Annotated in this window: 24 protein-coding genes and 1 pseudogene; 12 read left to right on the forward strand and 13 right to left on the reverse strand. The window is 53.2% G+C overall.

Features of this window, described 5'->3' with window-relative positions:
* Window positions 1–156 precede the first annotated feature (156 nt).
* A complete protein-coding gene (locus ACZ3HG_RS21885) occupies window positions 157–1566 on the reverse strand; it encodes an amidase (RefSeq protein ID WP_191936809.1) in 1410 nt (469 codons plus the stop codon).
* 124 nt (window positions 1567–1690) lie between these two features.
* Here ACZ3HG_RS21885 and ACZ3HG_RS21890 point away from each other — a divergent pair, with 124 nt between their 5' ends.
* The 4 genes from ACZ3HG_RS21890 to ACZ3HG_RS21905 all read left to right on the forward strand — a co-directional run bounded on the left by ACZ3HG_RS21890 (window position 1691) and on the right by ACZ3HG_RS21905 (window position 4135).
* On the forward strand, window positions 1691–2263 hold the full coding sequence (locus tag ACZ3HG_RS21890) for a TetR/AcrR family transcriptional regulator (protein ID WP_191934794.1): 573 nt from the start codon (window positions 1691–1693) through the stop codon (window positions 2261–2263).
* A 210-nt stretch (window positions 2264–2473) separates the two neighbouring features.
* On the forward strand, window positions 2474–3127 hold the full coding sequence (locus ACZ3HG_RS21895) for a hypothetical protein (RefSeq protein ID WP_191934795.1): 654 nt from the start codon (window positions 2474–2476) through the stop codon (window positions 3125–3127).
* Between the two features lie 119 nt (window positions 3128–3246).
* On the forward strand, window positions 3247–3789 hold the full coding sequence (locus ACZ3HG_RS21900) for a GNAT family N-acetyltransferase (protein WP_465334398.1): 543 nt from the start codon (window positions 3247–3249) through the stop codon (window positions 3787–3789).
* 106 nt (window positions 3790–3895) lie between these two features.
* Window positions 3896–4135, forward strand: coding sequence for a hypothetical protein (locus ACZ3HG_RS21905; protein ID WP_191934797.1), 240 nt, complete (start codon window positions 3896–3898; stop codon window positions 4133–4135).
* 104 nt (window positions 4136–4239) lie between these two features.
* Here the strand turns inward: ACZ3HG_RS21905 and ACZ3HG_RS21910 are convergent.
* The 3 genes and pseudogenes from ACZ3HG_RS21910 to ACZ3HG_RS21920 all read right to left on the reverse strand — a co-directional run.
* Window positions 4240–4572 (reverse strand): annotated as a pseudogene (locus ACZ3HG_RS21910) (LacI family transcriptional regulator); the annotation flags it as partial.
* 261 nt (window positions 4573–4833) lie between these two features.
* Complete coding sequence (locus tag ACZ3HG_RS21915) at window positions 4834–5754, reverse strand: alpha/beta hydrolase (RefSeq protein WP_191934798.1); 921 nt, start codon at window positions 5752–5754, stop codon at window positions 4834–4836.
* 403 nt (window positions 5755–6157) lie between these two features.
* Entirely contained in the window at window positions 6158–7396 is a 1239-nt protein-coding gene (locus ACZ3HG_RS21920) for an MFS transporter (protein WP_191936804.1), read from the reverse strand.
* 61 nt (window positions 7397–7457) lie between these two features.
* Between ACZ3HG_RS21920 and ACZ3HG_RS21925 the strand changes: the two genes are divergently transcribed.
* Window positions 7458–8468: an AraC family transcriptional regulator gene (locus ACZ3HG_RS21925; RefSeq protein ID WP_465334401.1), complete on the forward strand. Its 1011-nt coding sequence runs from the start codon at window positions 7458–7460 to the stop codon at window positions 8466–8468.
* A gap of 184 nt (window positions 8469–8652) precedes the next feature.
* Here ACZ3HG_RS21925 and ACZ3HG_RS21930 read toward each other — a convergent pair whose 3' ends face one another.
* Entirely contained in the window at window positions 8653–9126 is a 474-nt protein-coding gene (locus tag ACZ3HG_RS21930; protein ID WP_222682052.1) for a GNAT family N-acetyltransferase, read from the reverse strand.
* A 321-nt stretch (window positions 9127–9447) separates the two neighbouring features.
* On the opposite strand from ACZ3HG_RS21930, the gene ACZ3HG_RS21935 reads away from it, so the two are divergent.
* Window positions 9448–9663, forward strand: a complete 216-nt coding sequence (locus tag ACZ3HG_RS21935) for a hypothetical protein (RefSeq protein ID WP_222682053.1) — start codon at window positions 9448–9450, stop codon at window positions 9661–9663.
* A gap of 439 nt (window positions 9664–10102) precedes the next feature.
* On the opposite strand, the gene ACZ3HG_RS21940 is transcribed toward ACZ3HG_RS21935, so the two are convergent.
* From ACZ3HG_RS21940 to ACZ3HG_RS21950, 3 genes are all read right to left on the reverse strand, one after another.
* Window positions 10103–10846 (reverse strand): SDR family oxidoreductase, encoded by a 744-nt coding sequence (locus ACZ3HG_RS21940; protein WP_191934833.1) that lies wholly within the window; start codon window positions 10844–10846, stop codon window positions 10103–10105.
* A gap of 223 nt (window positions 10847–11069) precedes the next feature.
* The gene (locus ACZ3HG_RS21945; RefSeq protein WP_425459761.1) at window positions 11070–11519 is read right to left on the reverse strand and encodes a GNAT family N-acetyltransferase; all 450 of its coding nucleotides are present in this window, start codon (window positions 11517–11519) and stop codon (window positions 11070–11072) included.
* 223 nt (window positions 11520–11742) lie between these two features.
* The gene (locus ACZ3HG_RS21950) at window positions 11743–12651 is read right to left on the reverse strand and encodes a LysR family transcriptional regulator (protein WP_245006719.1); all 909 of its coding nucleotides are present in this window, start codon (window positions 12649–12651) and stop codon (window positions 11743–11745) included.
* Between the two features lie 100 nt (window positions 12652–12751).
* On the opposite strand from ACZ3HG_RS21950, the gene ACZ3HG_RS21955 reads away from it, so the two are divergent.
* From ACZ3HG_RS21955 to ACZ3HG_RS21970, 4 genes are all read left to right on the forward strand, one after another.
* Window positions 12752–13879, forward strand: a complete 1128-nt coding sequence (locus tag ACZ3HG_RS21955) for an FAD-dependent monooxygenase (protein ID WP_465334404.1) — start codon at window positions 12752–12754, stop codon at window positions 13877–13879.
* Between the two features lie 312 nt (window positions 13880–14191).
* The gene (locus ACZ3HG_RS21960) at window positions 14192–14443 is read left to right on the forward strand and encodes a hypothetical protein (RefSeq protein ID WP_118663571.1); all 252 of its coding nucleotides are present in this window, start codon (window positions 14192–14194) and stop codon (window positions 14441–14443) included.
* On the forward strand, window positions 14415–14762 hold the full coding sequence (locus ACZ3HG_RS21965) for a low molecular weight protein tyrosine phosphatase family protein (protein ID WP_191934803.1): 348 nt from the start codon (window positions 14415–14417) through the stop codon (window positions 14760–14762). The genes ACZ3HG_RS21960 and ACZ3HG_RS21965 overlap by 29 nt, the downstream gene beginning before the upstream one ends.
* A 206-nt stretch (window positions 14763–14968) precedes the next feature.
* Window positions 14969–15298, forward strand: coding sequence for an NIPSNAP family protein (locus tag ACZ3HG_RS21970; protein WP_062743063.1), 330 nt, complete (start codon window positions 14969–14971; stop codon window positions 15296–15298).
* A gap of 158 nt (window positions 15299–15456) precedes the next feature.
* Here the strand turns inward: ACZ3HG_RS21970 and ACZ3HG_RS21975 are convergent, their stop codons facing one another.
* Both ACZ3HG_RS21975 and ACZ3HG_RS21980 read right to left on the reverse strand, forming a co-directional pair.
* Entirely contained in the window at window positions 15457–15969 is a 513-nt protein-coding gene (locus ACZ3HG_RS21975; protein ID WP_191934805.1) for a GNAT family N-acetyltransferase, read from the reverse strand.
* Between the two features lie 176 nt (window positions 15970–16145).
* Complete coding sequence (locus ACZ3HG_RS21980; RefSeq protein ID WP_465334408.1) at window positions 16146–17387, reverse strand: DUF1479 domain-containing protein; 1242 nt, start codon at window positions 17385–17387, stop codon at window positions 16146–16148.
* A 121-nt stretch (window positions 17388–17508) separates the two neighbouring features.
* On the opposite strand from ACZ3HG_RS21980, the gene ACZ3HG_RS21985 reads away from it, so the two are divergent.
* Window positions 17509–18036 carry a GNAT family N-acetyltransferase gene (locus ACZ3HG_RS21985; RefSeq protein WP_465334410.1) on the forward strand — a complete coding sequence of 176 codons (528 nt, stop codon included), beginning with the start codon at window positions 17509–17511 and terminating at the stop codon, window positions 18034–18036.
* A 123-nt stretch (window positions 18037–18159) separates the two neighbouring features.
* Entirely contained in the window at window positions 18160–19395 is a 1236-nt protein-coding gene (alaC, locus tag ACZ3HG_RS21990) for an alanine transaminase (protein WP_191934808.1), read from the forward strand.
* Between the two features lie 43 nt (window positions 19396–19438).
* Here the strand turns inward: alaC and ypdK are convergent, their stop codons facing one another.
* The 3 genes from ypdK to ACZ3HG_RS22005 form a co-directional block, all read right to left on the reverse strand.
* Entirely contained in the window at window positions 19439–19510 is a 72-nt protein-coding gene (ypdK, locus tag ACZ3HG_RS21995) for a membrane protein YpdK (RefSeq protein WP_156288194.1), read from the reverse strand.
* Window positions 19511–19609: 99 nt separating this feature from the next.
* Window positions 19610–20638 (reverse strand): HlyD family secretion protein, encoded by a 1029-nt coding sequence (locus ACZ3HG_RS22000; RefSeq protein ID WP_465334413.1) that lies wholly within the window; start codon window positions 20636–20638, stop codon window positions 19610–19612.
* The gene (locus tag ACZ3HG_RS22005; RefSeq protein ID WP_191936798.1) at window positions 20635–22245 is read right to left on the reverse strand and encodes an MFS transporter; all 1611 of its coding nucleotides are present in this window, start codon (window positions 22243–22245) and stop codon (window positions 20635–20637) included. The genes ACZ3HG_RS22000 and ACZ3HG_RS22005 overlap by 4 nt, the downstream gene beginning before the upstream one ends.
* Window positions 22246–22389: the final 144 nt, after the last annotated feature.

Consider the following 22389-nt stretch of genomic DNA (forward strand, 5'->3'; position numbering starts at 1 on the left):
AATCCCTGCGGTTGCCTCATGACGCGGTAAACAGGGGGGTTAGTAAGGAGGGTACTCCGCCATCCCTGGCGCGAAAAGGGAACGTGTTACACCGCAGCTGACATCGGCGTGAACCTGTGTACCCGGCCTCACCTCACCCGGCGAGGCCGCTTATACTCAGAGCGACGGGTGGGATCCTTTCACCGGGCTGACGGCTTCAAGCAGTGAAGCGATATGTAAAATGGTTCTTTCCGCATGCCATTTTCCCACTATCTGAACGTTAATCGGCATCCCCTCACGACTTTTTCCAAAGGGGAGCGCTATGCCGGGTAAACCGGTGATGTTAAGCGGGACAGTCGCTCCCTGCAGATAGGTTGCATCCACCTCTTGTCCGTCAATGACAAAATGCGCTACGCCGTGCTTGTGTGCCTGCACGGGAAGGACGTGCGTGATCAGGGCATCAAAGCGGGAGAAGTATTCCGCAAAACCATCCCGCAGCCTTTCTGCTGCCTGCTCTGCATCGATATAGTCGGACATTGAGGTGTCCGGCAGTGACAGCATGGTTTTTGCCATTTTATACAACTCGTCAGGGTGACGACCTGCCGTTGCGGCAGCAAAAGCGGGTTTCATTTCCATCACGTGCAGCCTGTTGAATACGTCCAGCGCAAAATCCTGTTCCAGAGCCGGAATACCCACGTGCTCCACTGTCACTCCGGTGCCGTGCAGCGCATCCGCCGCTGACTTAACAACGGCGACCACCTCAGGGTCGACCGGGCCAAAGCCGGGACCGGTCATCCAGCCAACTCGCAGCGGACGTGAGGACGCCGCGGGCAGCCCATCCGGATAAACCGGCGCGGTACTGGAAAAGGCATCGTGCCCGTCTGGGCCGGACAGCTGTGAAAAGGCCAGGGCAATATCACGTACGGAGCGGGCCATCGGGCCCACATGCCAGAACCGGCGAGGCGCACGGGGCCAGATCCCGGTCATCGGAATGCTGCCGTGCGTGGCTTTCATCGATGTGATGCCGGTCTGTGCCGCCGGACCGCGTACGGAAATGGCCAGATCGGTGCCCAGGCCCAGCGGAGACATGCCTGCTGCGATAGCAGCGGATTCACCTCCGCTGGAGCCACCGGGTGTCCGGGTCAGATCCCAGGGGTTATTGGAACGGCCGGAAAGCAGGTTGTCGCTCTCAATCCAGTATGAAAACTCGGGCAGGTTGGTTTTCGCCAGCAGGATAGCGCCTGCTTTTTTAAGACGCGCTACGCTGGTTGCGTCCTCATCAGGACGACGGTCTTTAAAGATCGGCGAGCCGCGCTGCGTCAGCACGCCGGCAGTGTCTATCGAATCCTTGACCGTAAACGGAACGCCATGCAACAGGCCGAGATCATCACCTCTCATTACCGCGGCTTCCGCTGCGATGGCCTGCTTCATCGCATCGCCGGCCAGGGTCACGATGGCATTAACGTCCGGGTTAGTGGCGTCAATGCGGTCAATGTGGGCCTGCATGACTTCCACCGGGGAAATTTCGCGGCTGCGGATCATGCTGGCGAGTTGGGTTGCGTCTGAATAAAAAATAGCGTTGCTCATTATTGCCTCTTGAGAGAAAAAAACTAACTAACAGTTGGTAGGTAAAACAGTAGGCGCATGAGATTGTGTTGTCAACACCTAACTAACAGGTGTTAGAATAATGGCTTTCTTCAGGAGAAAAATAATGAGCAAGACATCCAGTGATGAAATCCTTCACGCGGCCCGCCTGAAAGCACAGGCGCATGGGTACACCGGCCTGAACATTCGTGCCCTGGCCGATGAGGTCGGGATTAAAGCGGCAAGCATTTACTATCATTTTGCCAGCAAGGCGGATCTGGGGGCGGCAGTGGCACAACGCTACTGGGAGGATACGGCGCGGGATCTTCAGGCAATACGTGAAACAGAAGGCGACGCACTCAACAGTCTGATTCGCTATCCCCATATTTTTCGCCGTTCTCTGGAAAGTGAGAACCGGTTGTGCATGGTGAGTTTTATGTCGGCTGAATATGACGACCTGCCAGATAAAGTCAAAACAGAGGTGCAGAAATTCGCCGATATCAATGTGGCATGGCTGAATGCGCAGCTTCAGGACGCCGGTATTTGCGGTCCAGGGGACGGTGAGACGCGGGCGCGGGCGATATTTTCCGCGATTGCAGGTGCTCAGTTAATGGCGCGCAGCCGGAATGATATTAGCCTCTTCGATGAGCTTATCCGGGGGTATTCACAGGCAGGCCTGTTGCCCTCCGCCACGCAATGACAGGGGTGATGGGCGAAAAGGAGCGTCAGGACTGAAAAAAATACGTACCCGCTATCAGCGGATCGACGGGGATAAATCCGTTCGTGAAGACGACGTTGATACGGTAATAAGGACGTTTCTGCGTGAGGATAAAGCGCAACACCGTTGTCGCCAAGGGACATTCCGGGCAGTATGAGGATGCGCTGAAATCATAATAAAACAGGAATGTTCATGTGCCGAAAAGCAACGCTGATGACGTTATCTCTGCTGACAGCGTCGGTGTTCCTGCTGACAGGGTGCCCCCCCGCACCGGACCTGGTCCAGTGGCAGCGTCCTGACACGGACACCGATGGCGTGCGGGTCGCGATGGGGCAGTGCGGTGTGCCACTTCCTGGCCCCGACATCCCTAAAACGTATAATGAGTCCGTGCTCTATTACCAGTGCATGGAAAATAAAGGCTTTACCCGTAAAGACGGTTTCAAAATCTGCAGCGTGGGGGTTTTTCATGATACCCCGGCCTGCATCAGCCAGGAGCAGGGACACCCCCTGAGTCAGAAACAGCTTGAAGCACTGCCTTTTGTCGCAGACAGCGGGTTTAATCCGATTGATCCGGCTTACGGTGTGAGCGAATATTCCCTGATCTCCTGGCGTAAAGCGGGGGCTTCACAGCATTTCACACAGCAGATTGAAAATGATAAGCAGGCGCTGGTGGTGATGTATCAGTGTGGTTATCCGCAACCTCTGGGCTCGCTACCTTACGTGCCGACGCTACGTAAAGCCGCACAGGTTCAGCGGTGCATGCTGGATAACGGTTTCGAGCCGAAGAATAAGCTCAACCTGGTCTGTCGCCATTATCCGCAGGTCAGCGGTTGCCCAAAAACATGACGGTTTGCGCTGAACTTACCCCGAAGATGCGGTATCAGGTTTCAGCGAAGGGGATTAACATCAGTAAGCGGACAGGCATCAACAGCGAATGGACGGATAACACCCATCCGGGGGGGAAAGTGGAAATTAAAACTGAGCGTCTGATCCTTCGGCCGGTCGTGTCATCCGATGCGGCGGCCCTGTTCAGTATTTACGGTGACCCTGCCACCAACCTGTTCAATCCCGCAGGGCCATATCCGGATATTCTCCATGCGAGAACGGTTCTGCATCGCTGGACAGAGCATCGTGAACGTCACGGGTTTGGCCACTGGGCCATTGCGCTTCTCGATAATCCTGACAACATCATCGGTTTCGGAGGGCTGCAGATAGCCCGCGTCGCCGATATGTCGATTAACAATCTGGGGTATCGCTTTGCAACGCAGGCATGGGGCAAAGGTCTGGCGACAGAATTTGCCGATCGTGCCGTCCGCTATGGATTTGAAACGATCGCGCTGGCCGGGATAGGTGCGATGGTCAGAAGAAACCATCTGGCCTCGCAAAAAGTCCTGCACAACGTCGGGCTGAGGTATATCCGGGACATTGATGATGTGAATGACGCACCGCCGAGCATGTTTTTTTCACTCCACTTAGATGAGTGGCAAAAAAGCCGTATGAAGGGATGAACCGTGCTGACATGCCAAATGCGAATGCCCTCACTCTGCATTTCGCCATCAGAGGGGATGCCCGTTCAGTATTAAGGACGATTTTTATCAGACAACCGGGAACGGAATGATGGAACATAATGTGCTGTATAAAGTGATTGTCGCCTTAGCCGTCGTCGTCAGTATCTGGCTGGATTTCAGGCCGAATAAAAGAGTCATTAACGCGGATCCGGTTATCGCTGCGGCTGACGCCCGCGAACGTCATGCGTGGCGCTATGCCCGCTGGGCGTTGCGGGGTGTGCAGATTACGCTGGGGATTTATCTGTTGTGGATGGCCGTCAGATTCATCCTGACGTCGCCTGGCTAATCACCGGTTACCCGACGGGAGGCGATACGCATCCCGTGCAGTGATTGATCGCTGACCCGGGGTGATGAAAAACGTGTCTCACCTCATCAGCGTAATGGGGCTCTTCAGGCGGGCTTTAGCACCACCACTGCATACCGGCACGTCTCATCAGTCTCATTCCTGAAAACACAATCGGCCGGAACGCCCAACGCCAGACAATCCCCGGTGAGCATCTCAAAAGTCGTCGGCCCTTCTTCAAGCGTCAGCCTGCCTTCGAGCACCCAGATCACCTGACGCCGGGAACGGTAGGAGATAGCCGGCATCGGCACCGCCGTTCTGGCAGGAAGGGCGATGCTGACCAGGTCGACAGGGATAGGGTCCGGTGACACGTGGCGACGAATGTAATGGCTTTCGGGATCCTGCCAGACCGCCTGATTTTCATACCTTACCAGCGTACCGGGTCTCTGAAGTCGGCAACAAATTTGGCCGCTGGCTGGACCTGACCTTTATGTAACGGCATCTTGATGCGCGTGACGTTCCCTGAAATGTCTAAGCCTGCATGACTCAGCGTTCAATAAGGCCTTGTGGGGGCGCTGGACGCTTGATGTAACCCGCGCAGTGTCTGCTTTGAGCGAGGAGCTGACGTTATGCCATGGTTCGCCTTTGATCCGCTATTTTTCTGATTTAGCGATAAGGTAATGACCTGATAAAAAAGTATGTCATCGCTCATCAACTGAACGAAGCAGGGAGCAAATGTCCCGCATCAGATTACGTGCTGTCTGGCTAATTCCTCCGAGCTGGAAGAAGCCGTGGATGACGCCGAGGTAGCGTTGTGCCGTGCACTTTACCCCCTGTTGTGTCATGCGAACAAACAAGGCTTCACCTTCATCGCGCAAGGGGTCATATTCCGCTGTAATAATATGTATTGGCGGCAAGCCCGAGAAATCATTACGGAATAACGGACTGGCGTCAGGGTGGTCAAAATTAGTGTTAGGGAAATAGGCTTCGAAACCGGTAATTAGCGTATCACGAGTTATCACATAATCACTGCCGTTTAACTTATAGCTTTCAGATGATGCTGTTGCATCCAGCATAGGATAAATGAGTACTAGCTGTCTGGGTAACCACTGCCCAGCACTTCTCACTCGCAACGCTGTTATCAGAGCAAGATGGCCGCCCGCGCTATCTCCCATTAACGTTATACAATTACGGTCAATACCTAACGCTTGTGCGTGTTTCCATACAGTGTTAGCGGCATATTCAGCATCATCATGTGCTGCAGGATAAGTATGTTCTGGCGCTAAACGATACTGCACAGCAACGACACGGCAACCCCCCAGGAAAGCAATTTGTCGCAATTGATTTTCATGCGTTAAAAAACCACCACTTATAAAACAGCCACCATGATAATAGACAACCGTAGGTAACACTTTCTTTTCATTTAATGGCGAGAAAATACGCAACGGTATGTTGTCAATAATCATGTCTTCAATATTTACGCGTGTCTCAGTACTACCAGCCAGTGCTGTGCTTGCGACATAACCATCCCGACGTTCCCGGAACGTCTGATTACGCGATGACGGACGACCTGCAGAGATGAAATCGTTTACGAGATTTGCTATTTCTGGTTCAAGAGCCATAAAAATCCATCCTCAGAGATCAAATTTGAGCAACAAACTGAGAGTATAATTTTTCAGGGAACTTTTTATAAGCTATTAAAAATTTAGTATTGGGAGCCGTTCATCAGCGCAATTTCTGTCAGTAAAGACAGCAGATATTGCAATGAGCTTAGGATAATACCATCGCCGCTGTAATGTCTGCTTCTGGCACATACCCGACTGGCATGCAATGCCAGGCCTGACTGGAGCCAGGCCCGGCATTGAGCCATTCGGGACGCAGGTAACAATGATCGCGTCGATTCTTCAATGCTACATTGCGGAGCCATGTTGACCTGATGTGTTTACCGTAGTTAACACTCAGTCAGGTTGATGCACAGGGCGCCGTTCAGGCAAAGACGCCATTCGTGGGCCACCGAACCTTAAGCTAAAAGTGTGTTGCCGGGCTGTCAGACTGGCCATGCTGTGGCAGTTCTACCCGAACCTTAACGGCAATAAAAAGCGCAGCGAGCAACATCAAGCCGCCGGCGGTAAGAAAAACGCCCGCAACGCCACTAAATCCAAACATCAGCCCGCCTACAGCAGCGCCGGCAGCGATTGAGGATTGTACGGATGCGACCACCATGCCTCCTGCCGTTTCTGCCTGATCCGGCACCGCTCGCGCCACCCAGTTAGACCAGGCGACGGGAACACCACCAAACGCCAGCCCCCACAGTACGATCAGGAATATCATTCCGGTTAACTGTACGGGAAGCCAGATCATGAACAATGCCGCTACGCCGACTATTGCAGGCATCAGCACCAGGGTGGCTCGCAGGCTGCGCTCCATCAGCCATCCGGCCAGTAGCGTTCCCACAAAATTGGCTGCACCGAACCCAAGCAGTATTAAAGACAAACCATTCACGTCACTGTGGGTAACGCTTTCAAGAGCCGGGCGAATATAGGTAAACAGCGCGTACTGTCCAGTGTGGGCAAGCACACATCCCATCATTCCCGGGGCAATACCGGGTCGTCGGAGTAACTCTGTTACCGATGCGGTTCGTACCGTTTTGCGCGCCGCCATACGCGGCAGAGTGAATAACTGGACGATGAGTGTCAGCACACCCACTGCCGTTGCTGCCACAAAGGCGCTGCGCCACCCGTAAAGCCCCCCCAGGTAAGTGCCCAGCGGCACCGAAACCACGGTGCCCACGGCAATGCCGCTGAAGATAAAGGATAACGCGCGCGGAACGAGCCTGGCGGGAACCAGCCGCATGGCAACGGCAGCGGCCATACTCCAGAACCCTCCCAAAGCGATGCCCAGCAGTATTCGCATAATTAACAGAACGGTCAGGCTTGAGGAACATGCCACGAGCAGATTGGAGGCAATCATCAGTCCTGTGAAACTCAACAGGACGGCCCTTCTGTCAAACCGGCGAGTCAGGCCGGGCACAAGGAGGCCGGCAAACAGGGCCACGACTGCCGTCACGGTCACCGCCTGGCCAGCAAGCGCTTCCGACACCTGCAGGTCAGCGGCCATAGGCGTCAGCAGACTGGCAGGGAGGTACTCTGCCGTCAGCAAACCAAACACGCCCATTGCCAGGGAAAATACAGCGGTCCATGCGGCTCCCGCCGGTTCATCATCATTTGCAGACGCGGGTACAGCACTATTTACATCATTGCTCATCTTCTCTATCCCAGGGTAATTATCACAGCGGAAAGCCTGGCATCGATTGGCAGGACGATCTATGATGCTGAATCTTGATGTTATGCCCGAAACACCTGAAATGACCGATAAAGAACCAACCGCCCTGTCGTCCGATCTGATAAGTGAACTGTTGACGGGCATGCGCCTGCGCGGTGTCCAGTATCGCCGTATCCAGACCGGCCCTTCTTTCGGGCTGGGGTTTGATGACAGGCCGGGACATGCTTATTTTCATTATCTGGCCGCTGGCACGGCTTTCTTACGTACAAATGACGGCGCGCTTCACCAGCTGACGGCTGGCAATGCTGTGTTCATGCCTCAGGGAGGAACGCATCAGCTGCTTTCAGACCCCCTCGCGGTGTTTCAGCCTATCGACAATTTCGCTACAGCTCCCCTGGGGGAAGCCGTAAGCGGGGTGGATACCTGCCCCAGTACGCACCCGATCCCAAGCGCAGTGCTTTTTTACGGTTGCATGGCGTTCGATTTCGGCGGCATGCACAGGCTCGGTAAACTGATGCCGCAGGTCATCGTGGCGAATACCGATCAGCCGCGTTATCCGGGTCTGGTGTCAATTCTGTATGCCATGAAAAGCGAAATATGCTCAGGACGCATCGGCTTTGCCGGCATTCTGGCTCGTCTTGCCGAGGTCGCGGCCGCGATGATGGTGCGTGGATGGGTTGAATGTGGCTGTGAATCTGCATCTGGCCTTTTTGCGGCCCTGCGGGACCCGCGCCTTGCCCGGGCCATACTGGCTATACACCGTCAGCCCGGCAAAGAGTGGACTGTTGCTGAACTGGCAGCGGAATCGCATGTATCGCGTTCTGTTTTTGCCGATCGCTTTAAGACGACCATTGGTGTGCCGCCGCTGCGCTATGCAACGGAGTTTCGTATGCGTCTCGCCAGTCAGTGGCTCAGCCAGGATAAGCTATCGATCGACACGGTTGCCCAGCGTCTGGGCTATACCTCTCAGGCCGCGTTCAGTCGGGCTTTCAAGCGTATCAACGGCCAGCCGCCGGGAGCCAGTCGCGGTGGCTTAATGAAAAATACGCCCTGAATCGTCAGGCCACGTCTCAGAGGCCGGTTTAAGCACCGGCGAACTGGGGCTTGTACAAGGCTTACTCTGAAGGGGATACCCTCTGCTTTGAGCGAGGAGCGGACGTTGATATTTGAATCTTTTAAGATCTACCCGCTGTGCTAACTGGATATATTGAACATTGCGATCAGGCAGCGAACCACTATCATTGGAGTTTTATAGACATTTCCATACAGCGCAGTTCAGCCTGTGCAAGCGCGGATGGATACATGCTTTCCCGCACTAGTATGAAACCATGCTTCTCATAAAAAGCTTGGGCGTTCGGAGTTGAAGATAAAGTTAATTGCTCAAATCCACGCTCACGAGCTTCACTTTTGATGGCTTCAATAATCTGACTACCAAACCCTTTGCCTGTATATTGAGGTAACGTAAAAACAGCCTCAACACTGCCTGAAGAAAGATCGAGAAAGCCTGTTGCTACCGGCCTGTTATCTGAGCCATCAATAACAAAAAAAGGATTCGCTACAATGACCTCCCTGTAGCTTTCAGGCATTTTTTCCGGTGTCCAGGCTGCAATAACCGCATCGTCGTAGCTGTTCTTACATCCGTAACGTATAGCCTGGTTTCGAATGTTCCAGCATTCTACTGCCTCCACAGGCAGAGCAAATCTGATCTTCATAGCTTCTCCTTGGGCCTTTTCTTCTGCTAACCCTTACATTTACCATAAGAGTTCTAAAGCATACCCATCGAATTTGCGTGAGGCGACAACGCCAGCGCCTGGCACAAAGCGGGCATTGATGACTGGCATACCTGGGCGGGACAAATGCAGTAATGGACAAAACCGTAATTCTGTCCAGTGAACCACTCTTAAGGAAATCTTGACCAGACATAACCACTTCCATGCAGATCAGAGCCATTACAGCAAAATCTGCGCCACCCTGGACAGGCAGCACAATTTGCTCTTAATGGTGAGCGCGAATCACAGGGAAAGGATGCAAAAATGTTATCAAGTATTGATTTTAATGGACTAGGTGAGGCTGTTCTCTTCCATGCCGCTGTATTAATTATCGCCGCCGCTAGCCTGATTAGCGGCTTGCTGCACTATCAAAGCGGCATCGGTAAACTGCTCATACTGATTTCGGCGGTATTGGGCCTGTATCTGGTGATGGTTTTTAAATTTTACTGGAACCCGTCCTGGGATTTCTGGGACAGATAGTTCCGGCCCTCTCAGCGTTGACCTTCTCCACCCTCTGGACAGACAGCCCATTCTGTCCAACAACATAAGGACATGTGCATTGGAATATAAAGTATTAGCCGTCGCATGCATGATTTTCATCATGGCTATATGGATGCTGCTACACGGAATCAGGGGTTATCAGGCCGGTTTGATTATAGAACACGGAAAGGCACCCCGGAGAAAGACTACTATTATCGTGGCGATATCGGATTTTATGTAAATGTGTTCTTCTACATCGCTGGCGGGACATTTTCAGTAGGATTCTCTGCCTGGCTAATGATGACAGGGTTAGGCTACTGGTGATCCGCCTTTAATTCCCCGCGCACCTGGACAGACAGCCATTTCTGACCAAGAAGTAACTGACTGGCAGCTTTGAGCGAGAAGCGGACGTTGAGCAGAATGCTCACCGTCCCCCAGTTTAGCGCCTGGCGTTAAGATCTTCGCGAGTTGGACCTTGAAAGTAGATGCTGCTTATATGGCAACTATGCGGTTGTGTCAGCACAAAACGAATCGTTTCCCAGACCGATCGTCCGTTCATTAAACGTTCTCCCATTCTGGATTGACTATCGACAGACGTATCTAACCCTGTAAATTCGAAATCCGGAGGGTACAACCCGGTAACGCGGATATTTTCTTCAGATAACTGCTGTGCCAGTTTAGTTGTAAACCCGCTAAGCCCGTGTTTACTGGCGAAAAAGGCTGGGTGCGCAATAGAATCCGTAAAGTTGGGGACCCCACACGAAGATATAATTGAGACAATATCAGCATTTTCTGAACGTCTTAACCCCGGCAGTAGAGCCTGAGTCAGGAGAATCGAACCTGTCAGGCCTGAATTGACGGTATTAATAATTTCTATATCAGGCTGATCGTCTAATCTCCCTGATAACCACTGAGCAGCATTCAGGATTAAAATGTCTATAGGCTTGTCTGAAGCTAACAGCTGTGAAGAAAACTGAGAAAGGGATTCAGGCCGGGTTAAATCACAGATATACCCTTTTGCAATGCCGCTTTCAGCAGTGATGATGTTGCAGGTTTTTTGAATATCTTCAGCCCGCCGTGCGCAAAATTCCACCTCGACGCCCTCTCGTGCCAGCCACACGCACAGCGCCTGGCCAAATCCCCCACCTCCGCCGGTAATAACCGCTCTTTTACCTCTCAGCATCTTCATTCTTCCTTTTCCTGATGACTTTGTGTGTAAGTAGATATACATGAGGAAGTTAAGTGACATCTTTCAGTTAATGCCCTTTTTACATGAGGAACAGAAATAAGCTGCACTGCAAACTGTTTAAGCGTGACTCAGGGGATGAGCAACGTGCGCTTCTGGCACAGAGTGGTTATCTACACCCTGCAGGTTTCACCGCAAGTCGAATCGTCAGCGCATGAGTCTAACCGGTAGAGCCGCCAGTTTCTGCCGAACTGCCGGAAGCCAGCTTGCTCAGGCGTTCACCCTGGAGATAATAATTCACAATACCGTCATTTATTCTGCCCCCTAAAGACTGATAAAAACGATTTGCTCCGGGGTTTGATTTCTCGGCGTTCCAACTGAGGCTAAGACACTCCTGTTCAAGAGCGAGTTTCGCAATAAAGCGCATGATGGATTTCCCTGTGCCTTGATCTCTGTTGTTCTGAGAGACATACAGCTCTTTAATGTGCAGCTGACCACTGTATCGGGGAGAAGGGTAGAGAAGACTGCAGCACGCCAGCCCAACGATATGAGCATCGCAGCGAGCCCTGAGTACCAGAGTCCCGGAGAGCTGACTGAACAGTCGATTGCGGAGGTAATTCTTTAACAGTGATTCCTGAATGATGCCCTTGCCATAATAGTGCTCTTCCATTTCGGTAAAAATTTTCACCATGGATTCCCATTCATCTGGGGGACACCGTTCTACCGTTATTTCCATATTTACTCCTTTCAGCTAACTACACGCCAAGGCCGGGGCAAGTTGCTCTTACATAGCAGTTCTAAGCATTCCGGCCCGGCTGCCGGGTTAGCTTCGCCGATCCGTCAGAAGCGGCGTTACTTTTCACTTCGTCCAGGATACTGGATTGCTGAGCCATTCATGTTCCTTTCTTACTGCGTATATCTAATTGAGCAATAGCCTCTTGCAGGTGTTCCAGAAACGCCTTCACTTTCACCTGTAGGTATTTTCTGCCGGAATAGAGCGCGTACAGCACCAAATCCTCGGGTTCGCGGTTACAGTTAATTTTAACAAGGGAGCCGTTATTGATTTCTGATTCACAGGCATGGAGAGGCAAAATGGCGAAACCAAGTCCTTTTAATGCAGCGGCCTTGGCCATCTGTCCACTGTTCACCTTATAGCTGGACTGTACCTGGACGCTTTGGTTTTGTTTAAATCTCCAGGGCATTCCCTGGAGTACCGACATACTCGTAATGCAGGGGGTTTTGGTGAGCTCATCCACCGATTGTGGTGAGGGGTGACGTTCCAGAAGTTCTGGTGCAGCTACCACACCACTCGGCCAACGCAGAATTTCCCTGGCTACCCAGCAAGAATCTTCCAGTGGTCCACGTCCAAAGCGTAATATCAGATCGAATCCATCCAGTAGGCCCTCTGTTGGATCCAATTGTGTGTCACAACTGAGCTGTATGTGTGGATGCTTGATGCAGAAGTCAGCCAGAATATCTGCCATGAATGGAAGGTCTGGTGTAATGATCTTCAGGTGACCTGATAGTGAATCACCAAACAGTGCGACTTCTTGCAGTGCATGATCCAAAGCGTGCGTGAGCGGCGTAATGGATTGATACAGCATTCTACCGGCTGCGGTTGGCATTATCTTACGCGTCGTACGCTCCAGTAGCCGCAGATGAAGTTGCTGTTCAAGTAAAGCGACATGTCTACTGACATTGGACGATGGCAACTGAAGCTGCTCTGACGCGAGCTTAAAACTCAGCTTTTCATAAACCACCTGAAAGCTGATAAGCCACTGCAATTCACATTTTTCAATCATTAATTATCCCAAAAAATGAGATTAACAAAGCTATAACTCTATATTTATCATTAATCAGGTGGTCATTACAATTTTCGTTAAATTTCATAACAGGAAAATAATGATGACCAGGCCTAAGAAAATTGCCATCGTAGGTGCCGGCGTTGCTGGAATGGCACTTGCAATACTCGCGACCCAACAGGGCCATCAGGTTAGCCTGTTTGAGCGTGGCAGCAACGTCTCTTACATGGGAGCTGGCGTAACTTTATGGCCCAATGCCATGTTCGTCATGCAGAAGATGGGGCTGGACGAAAAGGTCAAGCATGTAGGTGGTACACCGTTCATGATGCGGCAGTTTGATCGGAATGGTTACCTTCAGACGCAGTTCGATATTTTAGCAGTGAATTCACTTTGCGGTTTTCCGAGTGTGACCGTGTTACGGCGTGAACTGATGCACTTACTGGCCGCCAGGTTAGAGAGCCTGGGCAGGGAGATTAAATTCAATTGTTCAGTCACTACTGCGGACGTCAGGAAGTTGAGCCTGGCGTTTGATTTAGTCGTCGGCGCTGACGGGCGAATGAATTCAGTCGTTCGTCAGTCATTACATGGGGACAAAGAAACGCCTCGTTATCATGGTTTCGTGAACGTCATAGGAGTGGGAAGGCAACGAGAGGGTGCATCGAACAACGCTATTGATGACTTTCGCGGGCAGGGTGAGCGTTTTGGTATCGTCCCGGTGAAGGACCGGTTGTGCTATTGGGCAGGAGCGTGGAACGCTCCTGTGGACAATGAACGTCCTCGGGCACATTGGTACAATGAGTTGCAACAGCGTTTTCGAGACTGGCCTGATCCTGTGCAGAACTTGTTGCTGTCATGTGATAGTGCATCTGTTAAGGGCATTTTCGTGCATGACATTGATCCTCTTCCCTTTTGGCATCAAGACAATGTTGTAATCATCGGGGATGCGGCTCATGCTTCCTTGCCGACCTCCGGGCAGGGAGCCTGTCAGGCGCTGGAAGACGCATGGCACCTGACTTGTTTACTGAAGGAGACAGATGATTTGGAAATGGCTCTGCAAGGCTTTTACCAACAGAGACATATCAAAACCTCAGCAGCGCAGTGGGTTGGAAGACAATTCGCTAAAAAAATTTTTTCTGAGCAGCCTGAACCACTGCTACCTGCATCCACTATTTCCGCAGCAGAACTCAGTCGGTTCTGGATGCAGGGTTTAAAGCATGTAGCCTTCTGAAACCAGGTGATAAGAATGCGGTATGACTGTCTGTCAGATGAATACTGACTGGTGCGATGTTATTACCTGATAACGTCCGCTTCTGACACACAGCTGAAGTTAATGTCAGGTATCAATGAGAATAACATTTGTGCCTGACTGGATGCCGCAGCAAGGCTGAAGAGGGACAAGCTTCTCATCACATAAGAAAGTTAAACATTCTCAACCAATAATCGGGGGTGCCTATTGTCCCTGAAAACGTTATAATTACTGAGTTTGTTCTCTCCGTATTATCGCGGCTGCTAACCCCGATCATTCTTTGAGAGAGAAATTATGCAAACGATCCGTACCCGAGGCTGGCGCAAGGCGCAAAAGCAACGCAATAAGTCTCGAGATATTCACAATGCTTTATTAACTTTTCGTGGCGAAAAAAACTGGAAGATGCTTTATACGCGGTCAGATAAATTGCTGCGTGCCGCACAACTGGGGCTTGAGTATCCACGTATTACTAACCAACAGCTTGCCTCACGAGGTCTGGAAGAGTACCAGGTTTCTGATGAATATACTTTTTATATGCAGTCGTAATCAATGGCGCAGCCCCACGGCGGAACAGGTGTTCCGCCGTCATCCAACCCTTTCCGTGCGTTCTGCGGGCACAAGCCGGAATGCTAAAAAAAAGGTGTCTGCTGATCTGCTTCAGTGGGCCGATATTATCTGCGTTATGGAAGAGAAGCATAAAAATCGTCTGGTGGCAGAATATGGCCGAATCATTGCTTTTAAGCCACTGCACATCCTGGATATCCCCGACGATTACCTCTTTATGGATCCCAGGCTGGTAGCCATACTGAAAGAGACCGTGCCGGCAATGCTGAAACTCACCGTTCAGGGAACGGATGGCCATTAAGCCTGCCATTAACGTCCCCTGATTATCTGTTTTCCCGCCAGCTATAGGGTGATCAATCTCCCTACTGGCACTCGGGAGCTACTCGGAAACAGCATAGCGAAGAAAGACCGGGTGTCTATCAGGACGCTCCGCCAGTTCTGACAGATTTCATGTTTCCAGGGCGAAATGTCACTATTATTTTAAAAAAAATCAACAGGATAGCGACGATGAGAACAGTCGAGTTTTTGCTGTATACCCTAAAACCCGGCACCGGGAAAGACTTCCACAGGATAATGACGGAGCAGAGCGCTCCGCTTCACCGTTTAGCGGGTATGGATATTATTTCTTTTGGTATATCAGCCCACGACGACGACGCTTACTATCTGATCAGGGCTTATGACAGCCTCTCCCAGCTGAAATCCTCTCAGGAATCTTTCTATAATAGTGAAGAGTGGCGTCTTGGCCCCCGGCAGGCCATTATCGATAGAATAAGGGTCAGCGTTAAATCAGTGCTCATGCTTAGCAATAATGCGATTGATAATTTACGATCCAGCTGAATCGCTTAGTAAGAATAAGTGATGTCACAGGAAGCAGGCTATATACACATCCCAGCCTTGCTTCATTAAGTTCCTTTATGGCACAGGGTAGCCAGGGGAATACGATTGGGGGTGACCATCAGGTGACGTTACCTGATCAATATCAGCATCAACCGCGTTCAAAGATTTTTACCGAGGATATGAACCTTTACATCAGATGTGGATGTTTTATGGAAAAAATCCTGAATGAACACCATCCCCTGTTTTTCATAGAATTGACGCGCACGTTTGTTATGTTCGTGAACTTCTAACCAGAGATAATCATTGCCGCGCTCTCTCGCTTTTTCAGCGATGTCATCAAGGATCTGCCTGCCATAGTTTTTCCCCGTTTCATCCGGCGAGAGGTAAAGTTTGTTCAGCAGCGTTCCCTCCTGACGGGTTCCGGGGATATGACATCGCCATGTGACTTTTAAGAAGCCAACCGGGGTTGAAGACTCCACAATATACCAACTGACGGCGGGATCGTTGAGGCTATGCTGAATCGTATGTAACGAATACTCCTGCTGAAGGTATTCATTCATTTCTTCTTTTGAATCCCAGTAATGTTGCAAATGGTGCGTATATAAACGGATGCCTAACTGATTGAGAAGGGCGGCTTCGGATTGTTTCGCATCTCGCAGAATAAACGTCATAGCGTGTTTGCCATTGTCAGTCGATATCAGAGGGGGAAAGTAATCTGCCACAGTAAACGAAAAAATTCAGGGTGCAAACAAATCCGCTCCCCATGCGGTCAGTCAGGAGATCTAAACGCTAACCCGGTCGGCACAAAGCAGGGAACAGTGCGCACCGACCGGAACCGCTGGCAGGATCAGACGTGCATCTGTTTTTTCCCCGTTCCGGTTAAATCCGCCTCCGTGGCGCGTCCGGCAAAATCCACCTCAAAATCATCGGCGGCGAAGTCCGGGGGTGAACGACCGTCGACAAATGCCGGCCACTGGCGCTGCAGATAGGCGGCGTTCTTCTCACACCAGGGCGCTGCCGCAATGTACATCACATTGCTGTCAAATTCGCCGTGATGCTCATTTTCCACGGCATGGACCACGTCGCAGTGCCAGAACACCGTGTCGCCAGGCTCCATATCCGGAATAGAGGAAAAACCTTCAAGTAAAAGAGGATGGAATTTTTCACTGACCGACAGCGCCCGGCCCGGAGCCGCGCCGCACAGGTCATCTTCTGCTACGTCATCCTGCAGGGCACGCAGTAATATCCACGCCATGGCGTTAGCCACCGGTAGCAGTTTCAGGGTGCCGCCGTGCCGGCGCTGCGGCGTCAGGGCGGTCCAGCCCTGAAACGTGCGGAACATTGAGCAGACGGCGGGTGAGGCGAACTCGCGCACTTCCGTCCGGCCTTCGGCATCGAACGGATTATAATGCTGCCAGTCGCCGCTGAAGACGTGGCGGTATACGTGGCGGAAGTTTTCATCCAGCCAGCGTTCCAGCGATCCGCCGTCTACGTGCGGCGACAGGCCCAGCGAACCGGAATGTGGCGGGCGGCGGCGAATGCGGTCGGCATAGCTGACGATGCGGGTGGGGTCAAAGTGTTGTCTGCCCTGGCTTTCGGTCTGCCAGAGCGAATTCAGAAAGACCTGAACCGCCTGCATGCGCGCATCCTGCCGCGCCTGAACCTGGGGCTGTGACCAGTAAACGCCGTAGATCTGCGGTTTTCCCTGCTTCAGGTCACCGAAATAGTTATCTTCGGCGGCATTCTTGAGTTTCTCAACGAACTGATTATCGTCAAGATAGTAGCTCATCTGTTCATTCCATGCGCGGGCCTGCGGTACGGAGAAAACCCCGCGAACCGTGCAGCAGCCGCGCTGGCGGATCTGGTTTTTTTGGCTCTCGGTGATGCGGTGGTGAATAATATCGTCGGCATCCAGCTGCGGTACCGGATGCTCCCCGCGCTGCTGCTCCGCGTGGAGCGCATTGATCTGGCGGCGCATCTCCTTGTCCAGTTCGGCAAAAACCTGGCGGTAGTGCGGAAGCTCTTGGCGGAGCTGCATTTTAACGCGGCGAATAGCATCCGGAATATTGTCAATTTTGAGGTCAGTCATGTCGTTCTCCTGTGACAAATTCATTATCATGGTGTGAAGCTGCGGATCATTACACGGCGAAAAAGCGGCAGAGAAAAGAGATGTGTTTTTTGTGGTTTTTCCCCTTTTAGCGAGACGATGTATGCAACTCACGACTGAGCGACTGATTCTGACCCGATTACAGCCTGAAGACTGGCAGCTTTTCCTCAAGATCCACAGCGATGAAACCTGCATGAAATTTATCAGCGCGGTGCCGCAGCTTGCCGATATTCGTCAGCGTTTTCAGGACCGTCTGGCCCCCTGGCAGGTCACCAGCTTTCACATGCTGTGCCTGGTGGTGCGGCTGAAAGAGAGTGGGCGCGTGGTCGGGCTGATGGGTGCCAATCCCGAGTGGGCCCCGCACCGGCAGGCTGAGGTAGGGTATTCGCTGTTCAGCGACTGTTTCGGTCAGGGCTATGGCAGCGAGGCGCTGGGTGCGCTGTGTGATTTTTTATTCGACGAGTGTGAGTTCCATAAACTCAAAGCTCAGGTCGTGGAGGGTAATCATGCCTCGCGACGGGTGCTGGAAAAAAACGGCTTTTTGCTGGAAGGGACGCTGCGGGATAATTACCTGTTACGCGGCCAGTGGGTGAATGACTGGCTGTTTGGCCGCCTTAATCCCGCCGGATAAAAAATTTTATCCTGCCTCTCGACAGGTTACAGAATTGTAAGATATGTTGATTCAACGACCACCACAGTGGTCAGCGTCGCTCGGATGGTCCGGGCGCTTACGTGAATCAAAGGATGCTATGCTATGGCTGACAACAGTTCCCCACGCCGTTTTTCCCGTATTGAACGTCTTCCCCCGTATGTATTTAACATCACTTCCGAACTGAAGATGGCCGCCCGCCGTCGCGGTGAAGATATTATCGACTTCAGTATGGGAAACCCCGACGGCCCGACGCCGCCGCATATCGTTGAAAAACTCTGTACCGTGGCCCGGCGTGAAGATACGCACGGTTACTCCACCTCGCGCGGGATCCCCCGCCTGCGCCGCGCCATTTCACGCTGGTATGCCGACCGCTACCAGGTGGATATTGACCCGGAATCAGAAGCGATTGTCACCATCGGGTCGAAAGAGGGACTGGCCCATTTGATGCTGGCAACGCTCGATCATGGCGACACCGTACTGGTGCCCAACCCCAGCTACCCCATTCATATCTACGGTGCGGTGATTGCCGGCGCGCAGGTGCGTTCCGTGCCCCTGGTGGCCGGTGTCGACTTCTTTAACGAACTGGAACGCGCCATCCGTGAGAGCTACCCTAAGCCGAAAATGATGATCCTCGGCTTCCCGTCGAACCCGACCGCGCAGTGCGTGGAGCTGGACTTTTTTGAGCGGGTGATTGCGCTGGCGAAACAGTACAACGTGCTGGTGATCCACGACCTGGCCTATGCCGACATTGTCTACGATGGCTGGAAGGCCCCGTCGATTATGGAAGTGCCGGGCGCACGTGACGTGGCGGTAGAGTTCTTCACGCTGTCAAAAAGTTACAATATGGCGGGCTGGCGCATCGGCTTCATGGTGGGTAACAAAGAGCTGGTCTCGGCGCTGGCGCGTATCAAAAGCTACCATGATTACGGCACCTTTACGCCGCTGCAGGTGGCGGCCATTGCCGCCCTGGAAGGGGATCAGCAGTGCGTACGGGATATTGCCGAACAGTATAAACGCCGTCGTGACGTGCTGGTAAAAGGCCTGCACGAGGCGGGCTGGATGGTGGATAACCCGAAAGCCTCGATGTATGTCTGGGCAAAAATTCCCGATCACTATGCGCACCTCGGGTCGCTGGAGTTTGCCAAACTGCTGCTGCAGGAGGCGAAGGTCTGTGTCTCGCCGGGTATTGGCTTTGGTGACTATGGTGATACGCACGTGCGTTTTGCGCTGATAGAAAACAGCGATCGTATCCGTCAGGCGGTCAGAGGCATAAAAGCGATGTTCCGTGCAGAGGGTATTCTGGCGGGGGCCACCAAAAGTAGCGACGACGACATTTAAAAACAGTGAGGGTCAGGGCAGCCTGACCCCGTCACTTTTATCCTTACAGCATCAGATAGAAAGTGCCAACCCAGATCAACAGGATAAAAGAGATTCCCATCAAAGCATATTTCACAAACAAGTCCTCTGAGCGCCCGATATGGGCCGGATCCGAGGCTAATCTACCCGTATTACTCAGCAAAATAAAGACCATTGTTATGAGACCTTTCTCACATTATTGCCTTTCCAGTTCCGGGACGACGGACATGCCCACGCGCAGCCGTTCCCGATCTGCCTGGCCCGGTTCCAGTACGATTTTCACCGGCAGGCGCTGCACCACTTTGGTGTAGTTGCCGGTGGCGTTGTCGGCAGTAATGGCGGCAAAGGTGGATCCCGTTGCCGGGGCAATACTGTCAACGTGACCGCGTAGCGTCACGCCGGGAAGCGCATCAACCGTCAAAGAAACCGGCTGTCCGGCAGTCACGTTGGCCAGCTGCGTTTCAAGGAAGTTGGCCACCACATAGCTTTGTTTCAGCGGTACTACGGCCAGCAGACGGGTACCCGCCGCTACCCACGCCCCCTGTCGCACCGCGCGCTGGCCAACGCTACCGGAAATTGGGGCGGTGATGCGGGTGTAGGAAAGATTGAGCAGCGCCTGATCGACGCTGGCCTGCATGGCACTGCTGTCTGCCTGCGCCTGTTTCAGGCTGGCCTGCAGTACCGCCACCGCTTTATGCGCGGCCAGCGCTGCGGCCTCGCTCTGCTTCACCTGGGCGGCAGCGCTCAACATGGTGGCGCTGGATTTTTGCTGCTCATCGGCGGTCGCCGTACCGCTTTTCAACAGGCGGCGGTAACGGTCCGCATTGTGTGCAGCGTAGTTGAGCGTGGCCTGGCTGGCGCTGACCGCGGCATCAGCCTGAGCGATGGTCGCTTTCTGCTGCTCAAGCTGGGCCTCAATGCTGGCCTGTTTCGCCTCGCTCACCTGCAGATTCGCTTTGGCCGTTTCCAGCGCAACGCGGTAGTCCCGATCGTCGAGGGTGGCCAGCACCTCTCCGGCAGTGACCTGCTGGTTATCAGAGACGTTAACCGTGCGGATATAACCGGAAATTTTGGGCGCGACCAGCGTGTAGTCGGCGGTGACCACCGCATCGTCGGTGCGCAGCTGATGACGGTTAATGGCCGACCAGATAAAAAAAGCAATGGCCAGCAGTATCAGCAACAGGGCCGCCAGCAAAGCGGTGCGTTTAGCAGGTGTGAAGCTCATGATTGTGATCTCGATGTTGGCGGAACGGGAGTGAGTAAGGTTTGCGGCGGCCACACGCGTTTCGGCAGCCAGGCGGTCAGCAGAATGAGAACCAGCGCAAACCCCGTAATCAGCAGGTAGGCGTCACTGATGCTGAGGATCACCGCCTGATGTCTGAGCAGCGTGCTGAAATGGCTGAGGTTCTCAACGGAACTGACCGTCCCGTCGGGCAGCAGCGGCATCAGGCCGCTGGCGCTGTCGCTCTGCGCGGCGGTCATCAGCCACGGCCGGTTACCCAGCTGATCGACCAGCGTATGCGAGTGGAACTTCTCGCGGTGGGTGAGGAAATTCTCTACCAGCACGCCAGCGGCCACGCTGGAAAAACCGCGCACGGTATTGAACATCGCCGAGGCAAAGGGCCCCTCGGGCGGCATCACCACGCTGGTGGCACTCATCAGTACCGGCAGGATCATCATTGGCTGGCCAAACGCCTGTAAAACCTGAATGACCCAGAAATTTTGTCGCGCCCACTCGCCGGTGATCTGCATTCCCATCATGCAGGAGAGGATCATCAACCCGGCTCCCGCCGTCAGCATCCAGCGGCAGTCTATCCAGCGCAGGTTAAGCAGCGCAGCAAGCAGCGGCGCAATCAGCAGCTGCGGCAGGCCAATCGTCAGCGCCAGCGGAGCAAACTGCGCGGTGCGAAAGCCGTCAATCTGAGCAAAATAGGCTGAAGGCAGGGCCGAACCCGACAGCCCCACCATCAGTACCCCCGCCAGCACCAGCAGACCGTGGGTCAGATTTTTTCGCTGCAGCATTTGCAGCCGGAACAGCGGCAGCGGGTGATACCATTCGTTGATCAGAAACACCAGCAGCAGCGCAGCCGCGCTCAGTAACATGCCGCTAATCAGCGGTGACTGGAACCAGTCAAGCCGTTCTCCCTGGGTCAGCGCCAGTATCAGCAGGGCGATACCGCTACAGCCGGTAAGCATCCCCAGCCCGTCAATCTGGCGAAACCGCTCCAGCCGGACCGGATCCTGCGGCAGCCCCCAGCCAATCAGCAGGGCGGCGATCAGGCAGGGGGGGATAACCTGCCAGAAGGTAAACTGCCAGCCAACGGAGTCGGTCCAGAATGCGGCCAGGGAGGCGGCCATATTTGGGCCAAAGGTCGCGGTCATGGCATACGCAGCCAGCCCGTAAAGTTTAATGCCGGGCGGCAGGAAGCGCAGAGCGACCGTCATCAGCATTGGCGGGAGGGCACCGCCAAAAATTCCCTGGATCACCCGGAGGGCGATAAAGCCTGACGCATCTGAAATCAGTGGCTGGACGACCGCCATCAGGCAGAAACCCAGCGTGGCAGCCAGCGTAAAACGTCGCAGGGAGAAGGTGACGGCAAACCAGGGGGCTATCATCATGGCAGCGACTTCCGCTGCCTGATAGGCGGAGGTGATCCAGCTCCCGGTGTCAAAATCTATGCCCAGTGCGGCACGGATGTCGGCCAGAGCGAGATCTGTCACCCGATCGTTAAGGCCGGAGCTGAGTGCGGCGATCAACACACCCACCAGGCCCAGCGCCAGGCGCAGGGTGAAAGGGTGCGGAGGCGGCATTGCCGCAGGCTGGCCATTCATTGCAGGGACTCCAACACTATTTTTATTATCGATGCACTGTATTGCATCGTGATACATTGTGCGGAATATTACAGGGTGATGCGATGTATTGCAATGCGGTACACTGTATCCAGTGAGACATTCAGTGCTACAGTAAAGGCCGGT

The sequence above is a fragment of the Erwinia sp. PME.40.26/001 genome, from assembly GCF_055556675.1.